This window comes from Ralstonia sp. ASV6 (genome assembly GCF_016429285.1).
GTDB classification, from domain to species: Bacteria; Pseudomonadota; Gammaproteobacteria; order Burkholderiales; family Burkholderiaceae; genus Ralstonia; species Ralstonia flaminis.
Genome location: NZ_JAELUI010000070.1, coordinates 1 through 16,771 on the forward strand (window position 1 = coordinate 1; position 16,771 = coordinate 16,771).

16 protein-coding genes are annotated in these 16,771 nt (G+C 64.2%); 7 read left to right on the forward strand and 9 right to left on the reverse strand.

Features of this window, described 5'->3' with window-relative positions:
- The 5 genes from JHD73_RS15150 to JHD73_RS15170 form a co-directional block, all read left to right on the forward strand.
- Positions 1-318 (forward strand): glycosyl transferase family 90 (locus tag JHD73_RS15150; RefSeq protein WP_269848281.1); only part of this gene is annotated, 318 nt, incomplete at its 5' end.
- A gap of 126 nt (positions 319-444) precedes the next feature.
- Positions 445-1,248, forward strand: a complete 804-nt coding sequence (locus JHD73_RS15155) for a phytanoyl-CoA dioxygenase family protein (protein WP_199031098.1) — start codon at positions 445-447, stop codon at positions 1,246-1,248.
- A gap of 118 nt (positions 1,249-1,366) precedes the next feature.
- The gene (locus tag JHD73_RS15160; protein ID WP_199031099.1) at positions 1,367-1,594 is read left to right on the forward strand and encodes a hypothetical protein; all 228 of its coding nucleotides are present in this window, start codon (positions 1,367-1,369) and stop codon (positions 1,592-1,594) included.
- A gap of 216 nt (positions 1,595-1,810) precedes the next feature.
- Positions 1,811-2,260: a DUF2141 domain-containing protein gene (locus tag JHD73_RS15165; RefSeq protein WP_199031100.1), complete on the forward strand. Its 450-nt coding sequence runs from the start codon at positions 1,811-1,813 to the stop codon at positions 2,258-2,260.
- A gap of 21 nt (positions 2,261-2,281) precedes the next feature.
- Positions 2,282-3,802 carry a carotenoid oxygenase family protein gene (locus JHD73_RS15170; RefSeq protein ID WP_199031101.1) on the forward strand — a complete coding sequence of 507 codons (1,521 nt, stop codon included), beginning with the start codon at positions 2,282-2,284 and terminating at the stop codon, positions 3,800-3,802.
- Positions 3,803-3,815: 13 nt separating this feature from the next.
- Here the strand turns inward: JHD73_RS15170 and JHD73_RS15175 are convergent, their stop codons facing one another.
- From JHD73_RS15175 to JHD73_RS15195, 5 genes are read right to left on the reverse strand one after another with little or no spacing between them, the layout of a single operon-like run.
- Positions 3,816-5,450: a M20/M25/M40 family metallo-hydrolase gene (locus JHD73_RS15175; RefSeq protein ID WP_199031102.1), complete on the reverse strand. Its 1,635-nt coding sequence runs from the start codon at positions 5,448-5,450 to the stop codon at positions 3,816-3,818.
- A 42-nt stretch (positions 5,451-5,492) separates the two neighbouring features.
- Positions 5,493-6,974: an AMP nucleosidase gene (locus tag JHD73_RS15180; RefSeq protein ID WP_199031103.1), complete on the reverse strand. Its 1,482-nt coding sequence runs from the start codon at positions 6,972-6,974 to the stop codon at positions 5,493-5,495.
- Between the two features lie 58 nt (positions 6,975-7,032).
- Entirely contained in the window at positions 7,033-7,794 is a 762-nt protein-coding gene (locus JHD73_RS15185; protein WP_199031115.1) for an amino acid ABC transporter permease, read from the reverse strand.
- Positions 7,791-8,504 carry an amino acid ABC transporter permease gene (locus JHD73_RS15190; protein WP_199031116.1) on the reverse strand — a complete coding sequence of 238 codons (714 nt, stop codon included), beginning with the start codon at positions 8,502-8,504 and terminating at the stop codon, positions 7,791-7,793. The genes JHD73_RS15185 and JHD73_RS15190 overlap by 4 nt, the downstream gene beginning before the upstream one ends.
- A 53-nt stretch (positions 8,505-8,557) precedes the next feature.
- Complete coding sequence (locus JHD73_RS15195) at positions 8,558-9,445, reverse strand: ABC transporter substrate-binding protein (RefSeq protein WP_199031104.1); 888 nt, start codon at positions 9,443-9,445, stop codon at positions 8,558-8,560.
- A gap of 331 nt (positions 9,446-9,776) precedes the next feature.
- Here JHD73_RS15195 and JHD73_RS15200 point away from each other — a divergent pair, with 331 nt between their 5' ends.
- Positions 9,777-11,432 carry a diguanylate cyclase gene (locus tag JHD73_RS15200; protein ID WP_199031105.1) on the forward strand — a complete coding sequence of 552 codons (1,656 nt, stop codon included), beginning with the start codon at positions 9,777-9,779 and terminating at the stop codon, positions 11,430-11,432.
- 131 nt (positions 11,433-11,563) lie between these two features.
- A complete protein-coding gene (locus JHD73_RS15205) occupies positions 11,564-12,061 on the forward strand; it encodes a thioesterase family protein (protein ID WP_199031106.1) in 498 nt (165 codons plus the stop codon).
- A gap of 21 nt (positions 12,062-12,082) precedes the next feature.
- On the opposite strand, the gene JHD73_RS15210 is transcribed toward JHD73_RS15205, so the two are convergent.
- The 4 genes from JHD73_RS15210 to JHD73_RS15225 all read right to left on the reverse strand — a co-directional run bounded on the left by JHD73_RS15210 (position 12,083) and on the right by JHD73_RS15225 (position 16,724).
- Positions 12,083-13,468, reverse strand: coding sequence for a sensor histidine kinase (locus JHD73_RS15210; protein WP_199031107.1), 1,386 nt, complete (start codon positions 13,466-13,468; stop codon positions 12,083-12,085).
- A 188-nt stretch (positions 13,469-13,656) separates the two neighbouring features.
- Positions 13,657-14,409 (reverse strand): class I SAM-dependent methyltransferase, encoded by a 753-nt coding sequence (locus tag JHD73_RS15215; protein WP_199031108.1) that lies wholly within the window; start codon positions 14,407-14,409, stop codon positions 13,657-13,659.
- A 103-nt stretch (positions 14,410-14,512) separates the two neighbouring features.
- Complete coding sequence (locus JHD73_RS15220) at positions 14,513-15,421, reverse strand: amidohydrolase (RefSeq protein ID WP_199031109.1); 909 nt, start codon at positions 15,419-15,421, stop codon at positions 14,513-14,515.
- A 58-nt stretch (positions 15,422-15,479) separates the two neighbouring features.
- Positions 15,480-16,724, reverse strand: a complete 1,245-nt coding sequence (locus tag JHD73_RS15225; protein WP_199031110.1) for an MFS transporter — start codon at positions 16,722-16,724, stop codon at positions 15,480-15,482.
- Positions 16,725-16,771 lie beyond the last annotated feature (47 nt).

Genomic DNA, 16,771 nt, shown 5'->3' on the forward strand with positions numbered 1-16,771 from the left:
GGGAATGACGTTGCCACCAATCTGAAATGGATCATGTCATCCAATTCGCTTTGCTTCATGCGGCGACCCCGGTATGAGACGTGGTTCATGGAGGGTAGGCTGATTCCCGATGTGCACTATGTTCTGCTGAAGGATGATTTTTCCGATCTCCAGGAAAAAATGGAGCATTACCAAAAATTCCCTGGCGACGCATTGACGATCATCCGCAACGCCAATCAATGGGTGGCGCAGTTCCTGAACCGCGATCAGGAGCGCCTGCTCGGTTTGATGGTGATCGCGAAGTATTTCCGTCTATCGGGTCAGCAGGCTTTTTGGTAAGGCGCGGCCACGTCGACTCGTACGACGTTTGATCCAGGGCAGAGCTGGCTTAGGGGTTGATCGGCAGGCAGTGCGGCGGCGCGCTACACTCTTTGTCTTTCGCCGTCTTCGTACGATTCTCCTGCCATGACCGCGTCTGTCGACACGCGCACTCCTGCGCCCACCTCCGCGCAATCGCTTTCCCCTGAGCAACAGGCATTTTTCAACGAGCACGGCTACCTCGTCCTGCGCGGCCTGGCTAGTCAGCACGAGTGTGCGGCCTTGCTGGCGGCCGCCCAGGATGCACTGGCGCGCGCCATTCCGCCCGTAGAACTGGAAACCGACGTCGGCTATGCCGGTGCACCTACGTCGCGCGAGGCGGAGGGTGGCCACACCGTGCGCCGCCTGCTCGACGCCGATTCGCGCGGCACGCCTTACACAGAATGGGCGCGCGACGCGCGTGTTGCCGGTCCAATCGCACAACTGATCGGTAGCCCGGTGCACCTCTCGCTCGCGCACCATAATTGCGTGATGACCAAGCACCCGGCCTTCGGCACCGCCACGCATTGGCATCGTGATAGCCGTTATTGGTCGTTCGCGCGTAACGAACTGGTGTCGTCATGGCTTGCGCTGGTGGAGGAGACGGTCGACAACGGCTGCCTGTGGGTCATCCCCGGCAGCCACACGCTCGAATTGCCCGCCGAGCGTTTCGACGCCAAGTTGTTCCTGCGCCAGGATCTGCCTGAGAACCGGGATCTGATCGACACCGCGCGCCCCGTGCCGCTGCTGCCCGGCGACGTGCTGCTCTTCCACTGCAATACCTTCCACGCGGCACGCGCCAACCAGACCGGCACGGTCAAGTTCTCGGCCGTCTTTACGTACTACGGCCCTGACAACTCTCCGCTGCCGGGCACGCGGTCATCTGCGCGGCCTGATCCACTGGTCGGTTGAAGCGCACTGGGGGAGTGTTCAACGTTTGCTCTCCCCCGTTTGTAGGTGTGCAGCGGACAGATTCGTGTCACGCGTCTTTGATAAGGTGAACTTCCGACGACGATGAACGGGGAACACTATGCCGATTCAGGAAGTGACACACGGCGCGCACGTGATCCTCGTTGATCCCCTGCAGCGCGACGACCGCCGCTGGACGGCGCGATTCCAGGTCTGCCGCGCAGGCCACGTCGTGTGTGACTGGGAGGACGTTGAGATGCCTGAGGGATTCATCTCAGCCCAACTTGCCGTGAGCGCCAGCGTGTTGCTGGCCGAGCACCGCCTCTCCAGCCTGTCGCCGCATTGCTAGGAACGCTCGCCGCGCCGCGGGCGTTTTTTGTGTACGTGCCTGCGCTTTTTGAGCGGTACCCCACGGCTGGCGTGACCCATTCATCGCACGCAAGCGACCGTTTGCACCCCGCAGCCTGCACTTCGTCGCACCGTGGGCGACGCCCCTCGGGCGCCTGCCTAGACTGCCTCCTGACCGCCGGAGCCCGATCCGGCCATGCCAATTCAGGAGACTCCCATGACTGCAATGTTCTCGGCACCGATGATGTCCCGCGCGGGCGCTGCATTGGTGTTGATGCTGGCCGCGGCTGGCGTATCCGCTGCCACGCTCACCGTTGTCGTTGAAGGCGCGCAGGGCCGCCAGGGCGCGGTGCGCGCAGCGATGTTCCGCGATGCCGCCGGCTGGCTCAAGCCCGAAGCCGCCGCCCGCGCAGACATTGCCGTGCTCGACAGCGTCTCAGGCAACAGCGTCACCTTCGTCTATCCGGATTTGCCGGCGGGGCGCTACGCACTGTCGGTCTTCCATGACGTCAACAACGACGGCAAGCTCGGCACCAATCCGGCCGGCATTCCCGTCGAGCCCTACGGCTTCAGCCGCGACGCAAAAGGCCGCTTCGGCGCGCCGTCCTTCGACGATGCTGCGATCGACGTACAGGCCGACCAGCGCGTGACCATCCATCTGCACTGACCACTGAACCGGGGGCTCGCCATGCAACGCCGATCATTCCTCGCGGCCTTGGGTGCCGCACCGTTTGGGCTGACACTGCAAGATGTGATGGCAGCCAGCGTCGACCCGTGGGCTGCGGGGTTTGCCGCTGCCCGCGCGCAGTACCCGTGGCTGGCGGGTTACCAGGGCGCCAGCACGGACATGCCAACCAGCACGCTCAAGGTGGAGGGTACGTTCCCGCCCGCCCTGCGCGGTGCGTTCTACCGCAACGGCCCTGCGCGGCACGAGATTGGCGGGGTGCGCTACCACCACCTGTTCGACGGTGACGGCATGATCCAGCGCTACGACATCAGTGAACAGGGTGTCACGCATCGCGGCGTGTTCGTACGCACCGACAAGTTTGTCGCCGACACCGCCGCCGGCAAGCCGCTGCGCGCAACCTTCGGCACCGCCAACCCCGACATGGAGCCGGTCAGCACGCCCGACAGCATCAACGTGGCCAACACCAGCCTCGTGATGCACGGCAACGAGATGCTCGCGCTGTGGGAAGGCGGTTCGGCCACGCGCGTCGATCCGAATTCGCTGCGCACGCTGGGCGTGCAGACCTGGCGTGACGACTACAGGGGCATGCCGTTCTCCGCCCACCCCAAGGTGGAGCCTGATGGCACGCTGTGGAACTTTGGCGTGAGCAGCGCGGCGGGCTTGCTGACGGTGTATTGCGTGGGCGCCGATGGTGCGCTCAAGCGTGTGCAATCGGTCAAGGTGCCCGACGTGGCGATGGTGCATGACTTTGCCGTAACGCAGCACCATCTGGTGTTCCTGCTGCCGTCGTTCATCTACGACGTGGAGCGTTCGCGTGAGGGGATGTCTTTTCTCGATGCGCATGAGTGGCACCCCGAGTTGGGCATGCGTGTGCTGGTGCTCGATAAGAACGACGTTACACGCATGCGCTGGCTGCAACTGCCGGCCGGCTTCGTGTTCCACCTCGGCAATGCGTGGTCGTCACCAGATGGACAGGAAATCCACCTCGACTATGTACGCTCGGACGACGCCACCATCGTTACCACCACGCTGCGTGAGCTGATGCGCGGGCAGATTCGCCCGGCACCCGGCGCACGCCTGACGCAACTGCATCTGAACCTGCGCACCGGCAGTGCCGATCAGGCCATCACCGAGCACGTGGCGGAGTTCCCGAAGGTCGACGCGCGCCGCACGGCCTTGCGCCATCGCGCGTTGTTTACCGTGGCCCACACGGCGCCGTCCGGCAATGCGCAGGCGCTGCATGGGTTCGACACGGTCATGCGTTTCGATACGGATTCAGGGCAGGTTCAACAGTACCGCTTCGGGCACCGCGTGATGGTGGAAGAGCACGTGTTTGTGCCGGCCTCGCCCAACGCCCGCGAAGGTGAGGGTTGGCTGATTGGCACGGTGTTCGATGTGGACGCGGGCTGCACCAAACTGACCGCGTTCGATGCGCGGAATGTATCCGCCGGGCCGGTGGCCATGGCAAGCCTGAACGGCGTGGCGCCGCTAGGCTTGCACGGACTGTTTCGCGCGGTCTAGCGCAGTGGGTTGATCAAAGCGGGCTGGTGATCAGGCCATAGATCGTGCGCACGCCGCTCACGTAGTTGCCCATGCGCAGGTTCTCGTTGGCGGCATGCTGGTTGTTGTCAGCATTGACCAGCGGGATGATCGCAAACGGCACCTGCAGCACGCCGACGATGTCGGCGGTGGGCACCGTGCCGCCCATCATGCGGATGCGGACTGGCACGGGGTTCGTGCCATAGCTGTCGGTCAGCGCCTTGTAGGCCCACTTGCCCACCGCCGAGTCGATCGGTGAGCCGGCGGCGTCTGCGCCCTCGGTCTGATACGAGAAGCTGGCGAGCTTGCCGTAGCGGCTGCGTTCTTCGTCCGTCGGCGTGTTCTTCACGAGATGGTAGCCCTGGCGCACGATGTGGTCTTCGATCAGCTTGCCGAGGTAGGCCGCGCTGGAGTCTGGCGTGGTGCGCAGGTCCAGCTCGGCGACAGCCGTGTCGGGCACGATGTTCGCCACCTTGTCACCTACCGCGGCGGAGGCCATGCCGCGCACGTTCAATGATGGGTACTGCATGGCCTCCTGGTAGTTGGCCCCCACCTTGTCTGCATGCGCAATGCCCAGGCGCCGGTTGAGCGCGGCCTCGTCGTCGGGCACGGCCGCCATGATCTTGCGATCGGCTTCGCTGATCTTGACGTGGTCGTAGTAGCCCGGCACGGTCACCCGGCCCTGGTCGTTCTTCATCGATGCCAGCAGGCTGGCCAGCAACTGCGCCGGGTTGGGCGCGTAGTTGCCGTAGTGCCCACTGTGCAAAGGCACCTTCGCGCCGTAGACGGTGAGCTTGGCCTGCGCTACGCCCCGGTTGCCGAAGATCAGCGTCGGCAGGTTGCTTGCGTGCATGGGGCCGTCGTGGATCACCATGGCGTCGCAGCGCAGCAGGTCATGGTTCGCCTTCATGACCTCGCCGATGGTCGGCGAGCCCTTCTCTTCCTCGCTGTCCAGGATCACCTTGACGTTGACTGCCGGTTGGCCACCGCTGGCCTTGAGCGCATCGATGGCGGCCAGCATCATCATGATCGGGCCCTTGTCGTCGGCGGACGAGCGGCCGAACACGCGCCATTCCGGATCGAGCGGGCCGCTGAAGAGCTGCGCCGAATCGATTGCTTCCCAGCCGCCCTGCGCGGTTTTGCGCTTGAGGACGGGCGTCCACGGGCTCTTCTGCGCCCATTGCTCGGGAATCACCGGCTGGCCGTCAAGGTGCATGTAGAACAGCACGGTCTTGCGCGCGGCGTTGCTGTTGGGGAATTCGGCATACAGCATCGGCTTGCCGTTGTTGGCCAGTTGCCGTGTCGTGAAACCGCGCTTGCGGAAGGCCTGCTCCAGCCAGTCGACGTTCTTGCGGATGTCTGCCGGGGCGACGGCGTCGTTGGGCAGGGACAGCAGGTCGAGGTATTCGCGGTAGGTCGCCTGGGCGTAGCGTTCGGCGTCAGGCGTGGAAAGGTCTGCGGCGCTGGTCAGGCTGGCGGTGCCGAGCAGCAGGGCAGGCAGCCATGCCAGCGGGCGACGCGGGGTTTGGGGGGCGAAAGCTGCGCGGGCTGCGAACTGGGTGGGCATGGGGAAACTCCACTGGTCAAACAAGGTCGCTGCAGTTTGGGCAAGCGCGACCTGTTTGACCATCGGAGTTTCCCTAAAGGGCGTGCTCCGCAGTCCGGTGATGCCTTATCGGAACGCCGGTTCGTCAAAGCTGCGCAACTTGCGCGAGTGCAGCGCCTCGACGCCGTTTTCGCGCAGCAGGCGCACGGCTTCCATGCCGATATCCAAGTGCTGGCTCACGCGCTGGCGATAGAACAGGTTGGCCATGCCACGCAGCTTCAACTCGCCGTGCAGCGGCTTGTCCGACACGCACAGCAGGGTGCCGTAAGGCACGCGCAGGCGGAAGCCGTTGGCGGCAATCGTGGCGCTTTCCATGTCAATGGCAATCGCGCGCGACTGGTTGAAGCGGCTGTACAGCGCCTGGTACTTCAGCTCCCAGTTGCGGTCGTCGGTGGAGACCACCGTGCCTGTGCGCATGCGTGATTTCATGTCGGCGCCCGAGAGCCCCGTGATGCGGGCCACCGCCTCCTGCAGCGCCACCTGGATTTCGGCGATGGGCGGTACGGGCACCCACGGCGGCAGATCCTGGTCGAGCACGTGGTCATCGCGCACATAGGCGTGGGCGAGCACGTAGTCGCCCAGTTGCTGTGAACGGCGCAGGCCGCCGCAGTGGCCGATCATCATCCAGCAGTGCGGGCGCAGCACGGCCAGGTGGTCGGTGATGGTCTTGGCGTTGGACGGGCCTACGCCAATGTTGACCAGCGTCACGCCCAGACGGTCTTCGCGCACCAGGTGGTAGGCGGGCATCTGTGGCAGACCCTTGATGCGGTGCGCGTCATCGGGCGCCGGGGTGCCGAGTTCGTGCACCGTATCGCCGGGTTCGACAAAGCGGATGTAGCCCTCGTCGTTGCCGTCTTCCATCAGCTTGCGGCCGAGCGCGGCAAACTCATCGACGTAGCGCTGGTAGTTGGTGAACAGCACGAAGCGCTGGAAGTGCTTCGGGTGCGTGGCGGTGTAGTGGTACAGGCGCTGCAGGGCCAGGTCGACGCGCTCGGCGGTGAACATCGACAGCGGCTGCGGTGCATCACCCTCGGGGCGGTAGGTGCCGTTGGCGATGGAATCATCGATCTGCGCGAGGTCGGGCAGCGTGAACGCGCCACCCAGCGCGCGTGCCTGCTCGGGCGTGATGTCCACCGTCGATGCTTCTACGACGAACGGCAGCGGAATCGGCCGGTTGCTTACGCCCACCACCACCGGGCTGTTGTGATAGTGCAGCAGGCGCTCGATCTGCGTGCGGTAGTACTCGCGGAAGAGATCCGGCCGCGTGAGCGTGGTGCCGTACACCCCCGGATACGCCACCGTGCCCCAGGCCGGCCGCGCATCGCTCACCAGCGTTCTCGGGTCGACGGTGATGCCGAGGTACGGATAGCAGGCGGAGCCGTCTTCGCTGCAGTCTTCACCGCGCGCGAAGGCGTGGAAGCGGTCGCGAATCGTCTGCGCGGAGCGCTCGTAAATGGCAGTGATGCGCTCGACAGCGGTGTTGGCGTCGGTGCAGATCGCCAGGTCGTGCGCGGGATAGAGATGGGCGGTAGCGCGAGTATCGGTCATGTTTCGATGATACCGGCGTTTTGTTAACACAAGTTAGCCGCTGACCTACGCAACTGCGCTACGTCACCGCGTCTGCAACGGGGCGGGCCCGCCAGCGCAGGAAGCGCTTCCAGGCCGACATTTCCACCTGCGGCGAGGAGGTTGCACGCAACCAATTGGGCAACGCCTCAATCCCGCTGCACAGCAGGAAGTACAGCACGGCAACGGCGCCAAACACTTCAGCCGGATACGCCACCGTGCGGCTGTTGACCTGGCCCGCGGCGGTGGACAGTTCCACTACGCCCACAATATAGGCGAGGGATGTGTCCTTGACCGTCGACACCCATTGATTGGCCAGCGACGGCAGCATGATGCGCCACGCCTGCGGCAGCACGATTGTCAGCAACGCCTGTGTGGGCCGCATGCCCAGCGCCAGCGCCGCATGACGTTGCCCGGCGCCCACCGCACGCAGGCCGGCCTCCATGCTCTGTGCGATGTAGGCAGCTCCCACGGCGGCCAGTGCGGTGATCACGGTGGCGGTTTCCGGCACGGCCACGCCCAGCGCCATCGGGATCAGGAAGTACGCCCAGAACATCAGCATCAGCACGGGGATGGCGCGCAGCGTTGCCAGCGTGCCGCGCAGTGCGCGTGCCAGCCAGCGCAGGTTCGGCATGGCTTCCAGGCGGTCCAGCAGCAGTGCACAGCCGATCCCTACCACCGTGGCTGCCGCACAGGCCAGCAGCGCCATCCACAAGGTGAGAGCTGCACCTGACAGTGGCCCGTTCGGATACGGGCCGACCAGCAGATACCGCAGGTGCAGGAGGATTGCCTCTGCCGTCATGCCGCTGCTCCAGCCAGCCCAGCGGTCGAGGTCGATACCCACCTCAATCGCCGCAGCACCCGCGGCGCCGCCCACTGCAGCAGCAAGATCACCACCGCATACAGCACGGTTGCTACGGCAAAGGCCTGGAAGGCGAGCAACGTGTCGGTTTCCACCTGTCGCGCGCTGTAGGAAAGTTCCGCCAGCCCGATGCCCATGGCCAGCGAGGTGTTCTTGATGGTATTGGCGCATTGCCCCAGCAGCGGCAGTGCCGATACGCGCAACGCCTGCGGCAGCACCACGCGCAGGAAGGCTGCACCGGGTGTGAAACCGAGCGACAAGGCCGCCTCACGTTGGCCGCGCGGCACTGCCCGGATGCCGGCGCGCAGTTCCTCCGAGAAGAAGGCTCCGGCATACAGTGCAAGACCAAATGCCGCTGTCAGGAATTCAAACGATGGCGCGGGTAACTGCCAGGTGCCCAGCGCGATGCCGCCCCAGCCCGTGATGGCGCCGACCACGTTTTCGCCCAGCAACTGCGCGGCCCCGAAGTACCAGAAGAACAGCTGTACCAGCAGCGGCGTCTTGCGCAGAAAGGCAACCAGCCCGCGCGCGGGCTGGTACAGCCAAGGTTGGCCGCTGGCACGCAGGGCGGTCAGCAGCAGGCCCAATACCATGCCCCCGGCAATGGCCGCGGCCGACACCAGCAGCGTCATTCCAAAGCCCTCCAGCATCCAGCCGAGGTAACGCGGCGGCAGGGGCTGGAGGAACGCCGGCAGGCTCAAGCTCACTTGGTGCTGCCGATCACGAAGTCGCGCGGCAATGGTGCTGTGCTCTTTGGGCCAAACCAGCGGTCATAGATGCGGGCGGCGGTGCCGTCCTTTTCCAGGCCCTGCAGGATCTGGTCGATCGTGGCGGTGAGCTGCGTCTCGCCCTTGGGCACGCCCACCCCCATGTACTCGCGCGTCAACACGAACGGCGAGATTTCCAGTTCGCTGCGATTGGGCAGCGTGGCCAGCAACGCGCCCAGCTTGGCGCCATCCTGCGCAAACGCCTGGATGGCACCGCTGCGCAGCGCCGTCAGCGCCAGCGGGGAGTCGTCATAGGCAATCACGCGCGCGTTGGGATAGCCCTCGCGCAACGTGGTCTCCTGCGTGGTGCCCTTATCCACGCCCAGGCGGATGCCATCCTTCTTCAGATCATCCGGTTGCTTGAGGAGGCCCTTCTTGGCAATGAACTGCAGGCCGCTCGCAAAGTACGGCGTGCTGAAGTCGATCTGCTTCTTGCGCTCGTCGGTAATCGTAAAGTTGGCGGCAATCAGGTCGACCTTGCCCGAGGTGAGCAATGGCACGCGGTTGGCCGGGTTGGTGGCGCGCAGTTCCAGCTTGACGCCCAGCTTCTTGGCGATTTCCTGCGCGTAGTCGACATCCAGGCCGACCGGCTGGCCCGTCTTGGCGTCGGCATAGCCGAATGGCGGGTTGGCGTCGAATACGCCCACGCGCAGCACGCCGGCCTTCTTGATGTCGTCCAGGCGATCGGCCCGGGCGGCGGGTGCATGCAGCACCGCCAACGCCAGTGCTGCCCCGATGACCACGCCGACCGCCTGACGCGACGATTTTGCCAATCCCTGTGCCAACCCCCGCAACGAAAAATGCCCCGTGATTTCTGCCTGCATGACAACCCCCTGAAGATTTTGAGGGGCCCAGCGTAAAGTGGATGCTGCACCGCGCAAACGAATTCGTTGGCAGATCGATATGCGCGCTGCCCCGTTGTGGGGCGAGTGCCCTAACATGGTGCTTCAGTTTTTACATTGACCGCCGATAGGGCTTGACAGGTGATCGAGCGTGCACCACGCGTTTACCCATCGCAGCGGCGCAGCCGATACACTGGCAAAAAAGAAAAAACAGGCATAAACGGACGGGGGAGTACAACGTGAACCAGCCAGCCGGCGGCAACCTCCGTCGGCATTCTCTCGGACATCGCGGTGGGCGTCGGGAGCGCGGATCATGCTGATTGCCGCGCTGGCTTGTGCTGCCCTCGTTTCCATTGCCTTGATCGGCCTGTCATGGCCGCGCCGCGACGACGCGGAAGTCTCCGCCTTCATGCTGCTAGCGCTGGGCACTGCATTGTGGAGCGGCGCGCGGCTCATGGAGGTGGTTACCTTCGAAATGCCCGTTCGCGTGGGCTGGGCCAAGGTGGCCTACCTCGGGATCATGATGGTGCCGGCCGCCTGGCTGCGCCTCGTGCTTGGCCTCACACGGCCCGAACTGAATACATTGCCGGTCGTGCGCGCAGGTTGGGTGATCGCGCTGCTCGTGGCTGCGGCCTTCCTGGGGCTGGTTGCCACCAACGAACTGCATCACCTTGTCTGGCTGGATGCGCGTTTTGTCATCATCGACGGCGTTCAGCGGGCCGTCTTTGACCATGGGCCGGTGTTCTGGGTTGGCACCGCCTACAACTACGTGCTGCTGGCGATGAGCCTGGTGCTGCTGACGTTGCCCACCAGCGACACCGTCAACGTGCTGTACGCCCACGCCGCCACGCGCACGCAGGTGCGACTGGCACTCGTTGGCGGGCAGTTGCTGCCGCTGGTTGCCCATCTGGCCTATCTGCAACGCTGGACTACGGCCCTGGGCGGCGATCTCACACCCGCCACCTTCGCCATCAGCACTGCGCTGCTCGGTTGGGTGGTGCTGCGCCCGCGCCTGCGCGATACCGCCGCCTATGCGCGCGGCAAGATCATCGAAGCCATGCGCGATGGCTGCATCGTATTGGCCCGTGACGGAACCATCGCCAGCATCAACGCTGCCGCACGTTACCTGCTGCCCACTGCGCGGCTGCACGCGCCGCCGCCCGATGTGCTGAACGTGCCGAGCATCCTGCGCGAGTTTGAACGCACACGCTTGCCCAATCGCCATCAGGTTTGGCTGCATGACACGGGCCGCACGCTGGAGATCACGCTTGAGGGGCTGATCGATGCGCGTGGCCGGCACACCGGCGTTTTCCTGCTGTTGCGCGACGTGACGGTCGAGCAGTTGCAGCGTGCCGGCATGGTCAGTGCGCAAGATGCACTGCGCGGCGAGCTGCAGCGCACGCAGGCCAAGCTCAGCCTGCTCGAGAACGACGTCAACCGTGATTCGCTCACGCACCTGTTCAACCGCCGCTTTTTCGAGATGCAGGCACCGCGCCTGCTTGACCACGCGCGCCGCGACAGTCGCCCCGTCACGCTTGCGCTGTTCGACATCGACTGCTTCAAGCAATACAACGACACCTACGGCCACCTGCAAGGCGACGACTGCTTGCGCATGGTGGCCGACACGCTTGTCATGGCCTGCCGCCACCCCGATGATTTCATCGCCCGCGTGGGCGGCGAGGAATTCATCGCCATGTTGTTCGACCTGAACCTGGACGATGCGCGCAGTGCGGTGGCGCGTGTGGTGGCCACGGTGGCCGAGCAGGCGCGCCCGCATGCGGCATCCACGGTGGCGCCGTACGTAACGCTGTCAGCCGGCGTGGTGGCCGTGACGCCAAATGGCGAACGCCTGGATGTGCTGTTCGAGCACGCCGATACGGCGCTCTATGAGGCCAAGCGCAACGGGCGGAATACGTTCCGTTTTCATCAGGCTGCGCCGGGGTTGCGCAGTGTTGCGGGTGGGGAATGAACCGGCAATCCGTAGGGATACGGCATAGGCCTGTTACGAAGTGATACCGGCATCGGAAGAATGAAGGCATGTGTGGGAATGCCGCACATGCGCGGTTGCCGCCAGCAGCCATTTCATTCTTGGAGTCAGTAATGCCGACAGGCCAATCCATTGCAGCAGTCGTTGACCACTATCTGCGCGGTGCCGACGTACCCGAAACCGCTTCTGCGCAGCAGACCTTCCAACACGCCTTCGATGTTTACCTGAAGGATTCCAACGCCTACGCCAACACGTATTTCGCACGGTACTTCGAGTGGCAAGGCGTGGTGCGCGAACGCTGGTTTCACGAATGCATTGACGCAGAGCTGCTCATGAGCGGCCGCGTCATCTTCGTGACCAAGCTGGCGCATCAGGAATTCGTTGAGGAGACATTCCCGTTCCAACGGGTGGAGTGCCACCTGAATACATTCCGCGTACAACCATGCTCGTTCTACATGGTGTTCCGGTTTGTTTCAGGCGGGCGCCTGGTCTCGCTGGGGTATCAGCAGGTGGTGTGTGCAAATGCCGAACGTGCGATCCAGCGTTTGCCGGAACACGTGCGCTTGCGCGTGAAGGCCTACGAGCTGGACGCGCTGCCGCAACTGGCATAGCAACGCTGAAGTTCTTGAAGGCTAAATAGCAGGAGGTTGGGGAAACCGCATGGAGAACAGCGTGTATTCCCCAACCACGGATTCGCAATGAATGCGTCCACCAAAGGCCTGCATTACGCGGCGGCAGAAGGTCAAGCCCACGCCCGAGCCCTTGCCCACGTGCTTGGTGGAAAAGAAGGGATCGAAGATGCGGCGCTGTACGCTGGGCGGAATGCCCGTTGCGCTGTCGCGGACGGCGAGCACATAGCTGTCGCCTTCCTGGCGAGCGGTGATCTCGATCTGGCCCTTGCGCGCGATCTGAATGGCGTGCAGCGCGTTCTTCAGCAGGTTGAACAACACATACACCAGCAGCGTATCGGAACCCAGGAAGCGCCAGTCGGCGTTGAATTCCTGCACATGTACACGTTCGCGCTCGCCGGTGTGAAACGGGTATTGCGCGACAGCCATCTCCACGCATTCGCGCAGGGAGTGTGCGGCAAAGGTACGTCGGTCCAGCCGTTCCAGTGTGACGGAAGCCAGTGCCATTTCGATCACGCTGTGTGCGGACGCCACTTCGGAGCTGATGGCTCCGGCTAGTTTTGACACCCGCTCCAGCATGGCTGGATGCGCTGGTGGTTGGCACAGGCCATTGTCGATGGCGAGTTGATAGCCGCGATACAGGTCAGGCCAGGCACGAGCAATCTCGGCGGCTTGCAAGCGAATGGTGGTCAGTGGCGTGCGTACTTCGTGCGCAACCGTGGCAGCCAGCGCGTAGGGGCGCATCAGGTCAAACTTCACGACGCCCACCGCAATGATGCCCAGTGCCACCGCCAGCGGTAGCACGCCTGGCGGGTAGAAGGCGGCGCCATAGTTGACCGCGTAGTCCACAGCCGATAGCGAAATCAGGCCGACGCCAAACAGGCATGTCAGCAACCGTTTGCGCTTCTCGGCCGTGGCATGTCGCTGGCCGAGATAGAGCAGCCACATGCCGCGAGTGACAAGCACGGCGGTCTCCACAATGTGTACGACCTCCAGCGGCCCCGCTTTTGGATAGAAGCCGAAGTGGAAGTGCTGAACACCGTCGATTACCAAGTTGGTGGTCATCAGCAACGTGATCAACACGGCGTCCAGCACGTAGGCACCGATGAGCCAGCGTTGCTCGTTAGGGCTTTCTGCTACCTCCACCGCAAAGTGGTACAGCATGGTCGGCAGTAGCATGATGGCAATCCAGCCGAGCTTGGCCAGCACTTGTGCCACACCGATATCGTTGGCCTGGAAGAGGAAGGCCCAGATGCCCTGCCACAGGCAGGTGAGCACCGTCATGCCGAAAAATGCCAGGCTCGCACGCGTACGGCCGCGCGTCGTTACGACGTAGACGCCGTAGAACAAGAACAGCGACGAAACGAAGGCGGGGAGGAGGGCGTACATGACGGTCGGAGGCCGGCGCAATGCGCCGGGTACCACTACCGACACAGACTGTCGGCGACCCTCAAGGTTACTGGCTTTCTAGGCCTTCGCGCACGGGTTTCGATGTCACATCTTTTTCATTCTGGCTTAAATGAAATCCAAAAAGGGGGCTCCGCAAGGCCCCCCTCGAACGGATGGAACTAAACGTACTAGACCGCTTTGATCATCATCGCGTCGATGGCAAACGAATGGTCGGGTGCCACGGCAAAGTACTGGCGGGCTTCGTCGGCGGCGCGGTCGAACAGGTCACGGATGGCATCAACGCGCACCTGCGGCGTGCGGATGCGGGCAATCCACGTGTCGAACTCCATCGTCAGCTTCCAGGTGTGTGGCGTGCTTGGCTGAAAACCCGCTTCGGCCAGCATGGCTTGCCATTCGGAGACACGGTAGTCGCGCACGTGTGACGCATCGCGCAGCACCTCGGCGGTCTGGAGCAGTGTATCGAGCAGTGGGGCTTCCGGCGCAACGATGTCGACGACGACAAGCGTGCCGCCGGGTTTGAGCACACGGCGCGCCTCGGCCAACCCGGCGCGTACGTCGTACCAGTGGTGGGCGGAGAAGCGCGTGGCGACGATGTCGAATGCGCCGTCGTCGAAAGGCAAGGCCTCTGCGCGGGCGGCTTGCGTGTGGAGCTGCTTGAGGCCGCGCCTGGCGGCTTCGGCCGCCACCACGGCCAGCATGTCTTCCGACAGGTCGACAGCCACCAGGGCTGCCACATGCGGCGCCATGGCAAAGCTCACGTGCCCGCCGCCGCTGCCGAGGTCGAGCACCTTGGCATGCGGCATCGATTGCGCCAGAGTGGCCAGCGCTTCCAGGTCGGCTCCCTGGGCATGGACGGCACTGGTCAGATAGGCTTGGGCCACCTGGCCGAATTGCTGGTCGACGAGTCGATGCTGCTGCATGGCTGCTCCTGTGTTCTTGTGAGGGCGAGGAGCGGCCAGTGTAGGAGCGTGGCCCGTGCAGCGAAATTCGCGATTGGCGAAATGGGGTATCGCGCCGGCCGTCTTAGACGAAGCGGAACAGTTGTGCCGGCGTATCGACCAGCACCTGTTTTCGATCGGCTGCGTTGGGCAGCAGTACGTCGACGAACGCCCACATCTTGTCGTAATTGATGCGCGACTCGTATTGCGTGTGCGGCCAGTCGCTGCCCCAGACCAGGCGGTCCAGGCCCAGCGAATCCTTCAGGCGCGGCATGGCAGCGATGGCAATGGCTTCACCACGTCCGTTGTCACCGTTTCGATACGCACCCGAAATCTTCACCCACACGCGGCGTGTGCGGCCAGCGGCGAGCAGCGCGCCAAAGCCAGGGTCATCCAGGCCCAATGCCGGTTCGGGGCGGCCAAAGTGGTCAACCACCACGTTCACCTGGGCTTCCAGCAGGGGCGGCAGCAGTGTGGGCAGGCGACGGGCTTCCACATGCAGCTCGACATGCCAGCCGAGCGCATGCAGGCGTGCGAGCGCGGTTTGCCACACGGGCGATTTCAACTGCGGGTCCGGCGCGCCGATCAGATTCAGGCGGATGCCGACGATGCCCTCGGTGCGCATCTGCGCGAGCAGGGTCTCGGGCGCGGTGGGGTCGATGACGGCCACGCCACGCAGGCGCTGCGGTGCCTGCCTGAGCGCGGCCAGCAGATAGCTGTTGTCGGTGCCCAGAAAGCTCGGCTGGATCAGCACGCCGTTCGACAGGCCGTGCGCGTCGAGTTGCGCGAGGTAGGCAGACAGCGGTGCGTCATAGCCCGGCGCATAGCGGCGCGCATTGGCCAGCGGCAGGCCACGCTCGAACACGTGCGCATGGGTATCGATGCCGGTCATGCGCGCTGTACTTTCACGCGTGCCGTTGGTGGCGCACCCGGCAAGGGCAGTGGAACCTAGCATGGCAAGCAACCCGGTGTTGAAGGCGCGGCGAGTGGGCATGGGGTCTCCTGGCGGCGACGGGTGAAGGGCGTCGGGCACATGGTGTTGTTGTTGGAAATCAAGCAGTGACAGCGGCGAGATCGCGGCCGCGTGTCTCGGGCAGCATCAGCACCGCCACCGCAACAATCGAATAGGCGATGGCCGCGTCAATGCCAATGGCCGTGCCGAGCGACATTGATGCGCTCATCTTGCCCACCAGCACCGGGAAGGCGGCAGACACCACGCGGCCGAAGTTGTAGCAAAAGCCTACGCCCGTGCCGCGCACGCCGTGCGGGTACAGCTCGTTGAACAGCGCGCCCATGCTGGCCGGAATGCCGGCGGCAAAAAAGCCCAGCGGAAAGCCCAGCACCAGCATCGCGCCGTCAGACAACGGCACCAGCAAATACACCAGCACGGTGACCACGCAGCAGCACGAGAACAGCAAGATGTTGCCGCGCCGGCCGATCACGTCCAGCAGCCATGCGCTGGCCACGCAGCCGCACCAGAATGCGAAGATGATGACCGCCAGGTAGCCGCCGGTGCCGAGCACAGACAGGTGGCGCTCCGTCTTCAGATACGTCGGCAACCACGTCATCAGCGCGTAGTAGCCACCGTGTGCGCCCACGCCCAGCAGGCCGCCGATCAGCGTCATGCGCAGCACCTGCGGGCGGAAGATGTCGAGCAACGGAAAGCGTGACACCGGCATCGCATCAGCCTTCACTTCCGTCTTGGCAACCACGGGTTCTTGCACGCCCCGGCGGATGTAGATGATGAGCAGCGCTGGCAGCAGACCTGCGGCAAACATCACGCGCCAGGCAAGGTCCGGTTCGATGAACGAATACGTGAGCGCATACAGCAGTACCGCCGCGCCCCAGCCCACGGCCCACGCGCTCTGCACGGTGCCCATGGCCTTGCCGCGATGGCTGGCGCGAATGCTCTCGGCCATCAGCACGGCGCCGGCGGCCCATTCCCCACCAAAGCCGAAACCCTGGATGGCCTTGAGCACCAGGAACTGCTCGAAGTTCTGTGCGAAGGCCGAGGCGAATGTTGCGATGGAAAACCACAGCACCGTGATCTGCAGCGTGCGTACGCGGCCGAAGCGGTCGGTTAGCGCACCGGCAATCCAGCCGCCCAGTGCCGAGGCCACCAGCGTGACGCCCGACACCAGCCCAGCCTCGGTCTTGTCGATGTGCCACGCCGCAATGATGGTGGGAATGACGAGGCTGAACATCTGCACGTCGAGCGCATCGAGTGCCCAGCCGCCAAAGCACGCCCAGAAGGTGCGCTTCTCCCCTTTTGAAATCTCCTTGAACCAGCCGAACATGCGGTCTCCTCCGGGTGACGTGAGCGATACTCGAAACACGTATTGCT

Coding starts and splice junctions, on each gene's coding strand:
- JHD73_RS15190 (WP_199031116.1), bottom strand. CDS start 8,504: ATGCTGGAGGGCTTTGGAATGACGCTGCTGGTGTCGGCCGCGGCCATT.
- JHD73_RS15220 (WP_199031109.1), bottom strand. CDS start 15,421: ATGCCCACTCGCCGCGCCTTCAACACCGGGTTGCTTGCCATGCTAGGT.
- JHD73_RS15160 (WP_199031099.1), top strand. CDS start 1,367: ATGCCGATTCAGGAAGTGACACACGGCGCGCACGTGATCCTCGTTGAT.
- JHD73_RS15210 (WP_199031107.1), bottom strand. CDS start 13,468: ATGTACGCCCTCCTCCCCGCCTTCGTTTCGTCGCTGTTCTTGTTCTAC.
- JHD73_RS15215 (WP_199031108.1), bottom strand. CDS start 14,409: ATGCAGCAGCATCGACTCGTCGACCAGCAATTCGGCCAGGTGGCCCAA.
- JHD73_RS15205 (WP_199031106.1), top strand. CDS start 11,564: ATGCCGACAGGCCAATCCATTGCAGCAGTCGTTGACCACTATCTGCGC.
- JHD73_RS15225 (WP_199031110.1), bottom strand. CDS start 16,724: ATGTTCGGCTGGTTCAAGGAGATTTCAAAAGGGGAGAAGCGCACCTTC.
- JHD73_RS15180 (WP_199031103.1), bottom strand. CDS start 6,974: ATGACCGATACTCGCGCTACCGCCCATCTCTATCCCGCGCACGACCTG.
- JHD73_RS15195 (WP_199031104.1), bottom strand. CDS start 9,445: ATGCAGGCAGAAATCACGGGGCATTTTTCGTTGCGGGGGTTGGCACAG.
- JHD73_RS15165 (WP_199031100.1), top strand. CDS start 1,811: ATGACTGCAATGTTCTCGGCACCGATGATGTCCCGCGCGGGCGCTGCA.
- JHD73_RS15175 (WP_199031102.1), bottom strand. CDS start 5,450: ATGGTCAAACAGGTCGCGCTTGCCCAAACTGCAGCGACCTTGTTTGAC.
- JHD73_RS15185 (WP_199031115.1), bottom strand. CDS start 7,794: ATGACGGCAGAGGCAATCCTCCTGCACCTGCGGTATCTGCTGGTCGGC.
- JHD73_RS15155 (WP_199031098.1), top strand. CDS start 445: ATGACCGCGTCTGTCGACACGCGCACTCCTGCGCCCACCTCCGCGCAA.
- JHD73_RS15200 (WP_199031105.1), top strand. CDS start 9,777: ATGCTGATTGCCGCGCTGGCTTGTGCTGCCCTCGTTTCCATTGCCTTG.
- JHD73_RS15170 (WP_199031101.1), top strand. CDS start 2,282: ATGCAACGCCGATCATTCCTCGCGGCCTTGGGTGCCGCACCGTTTGGG.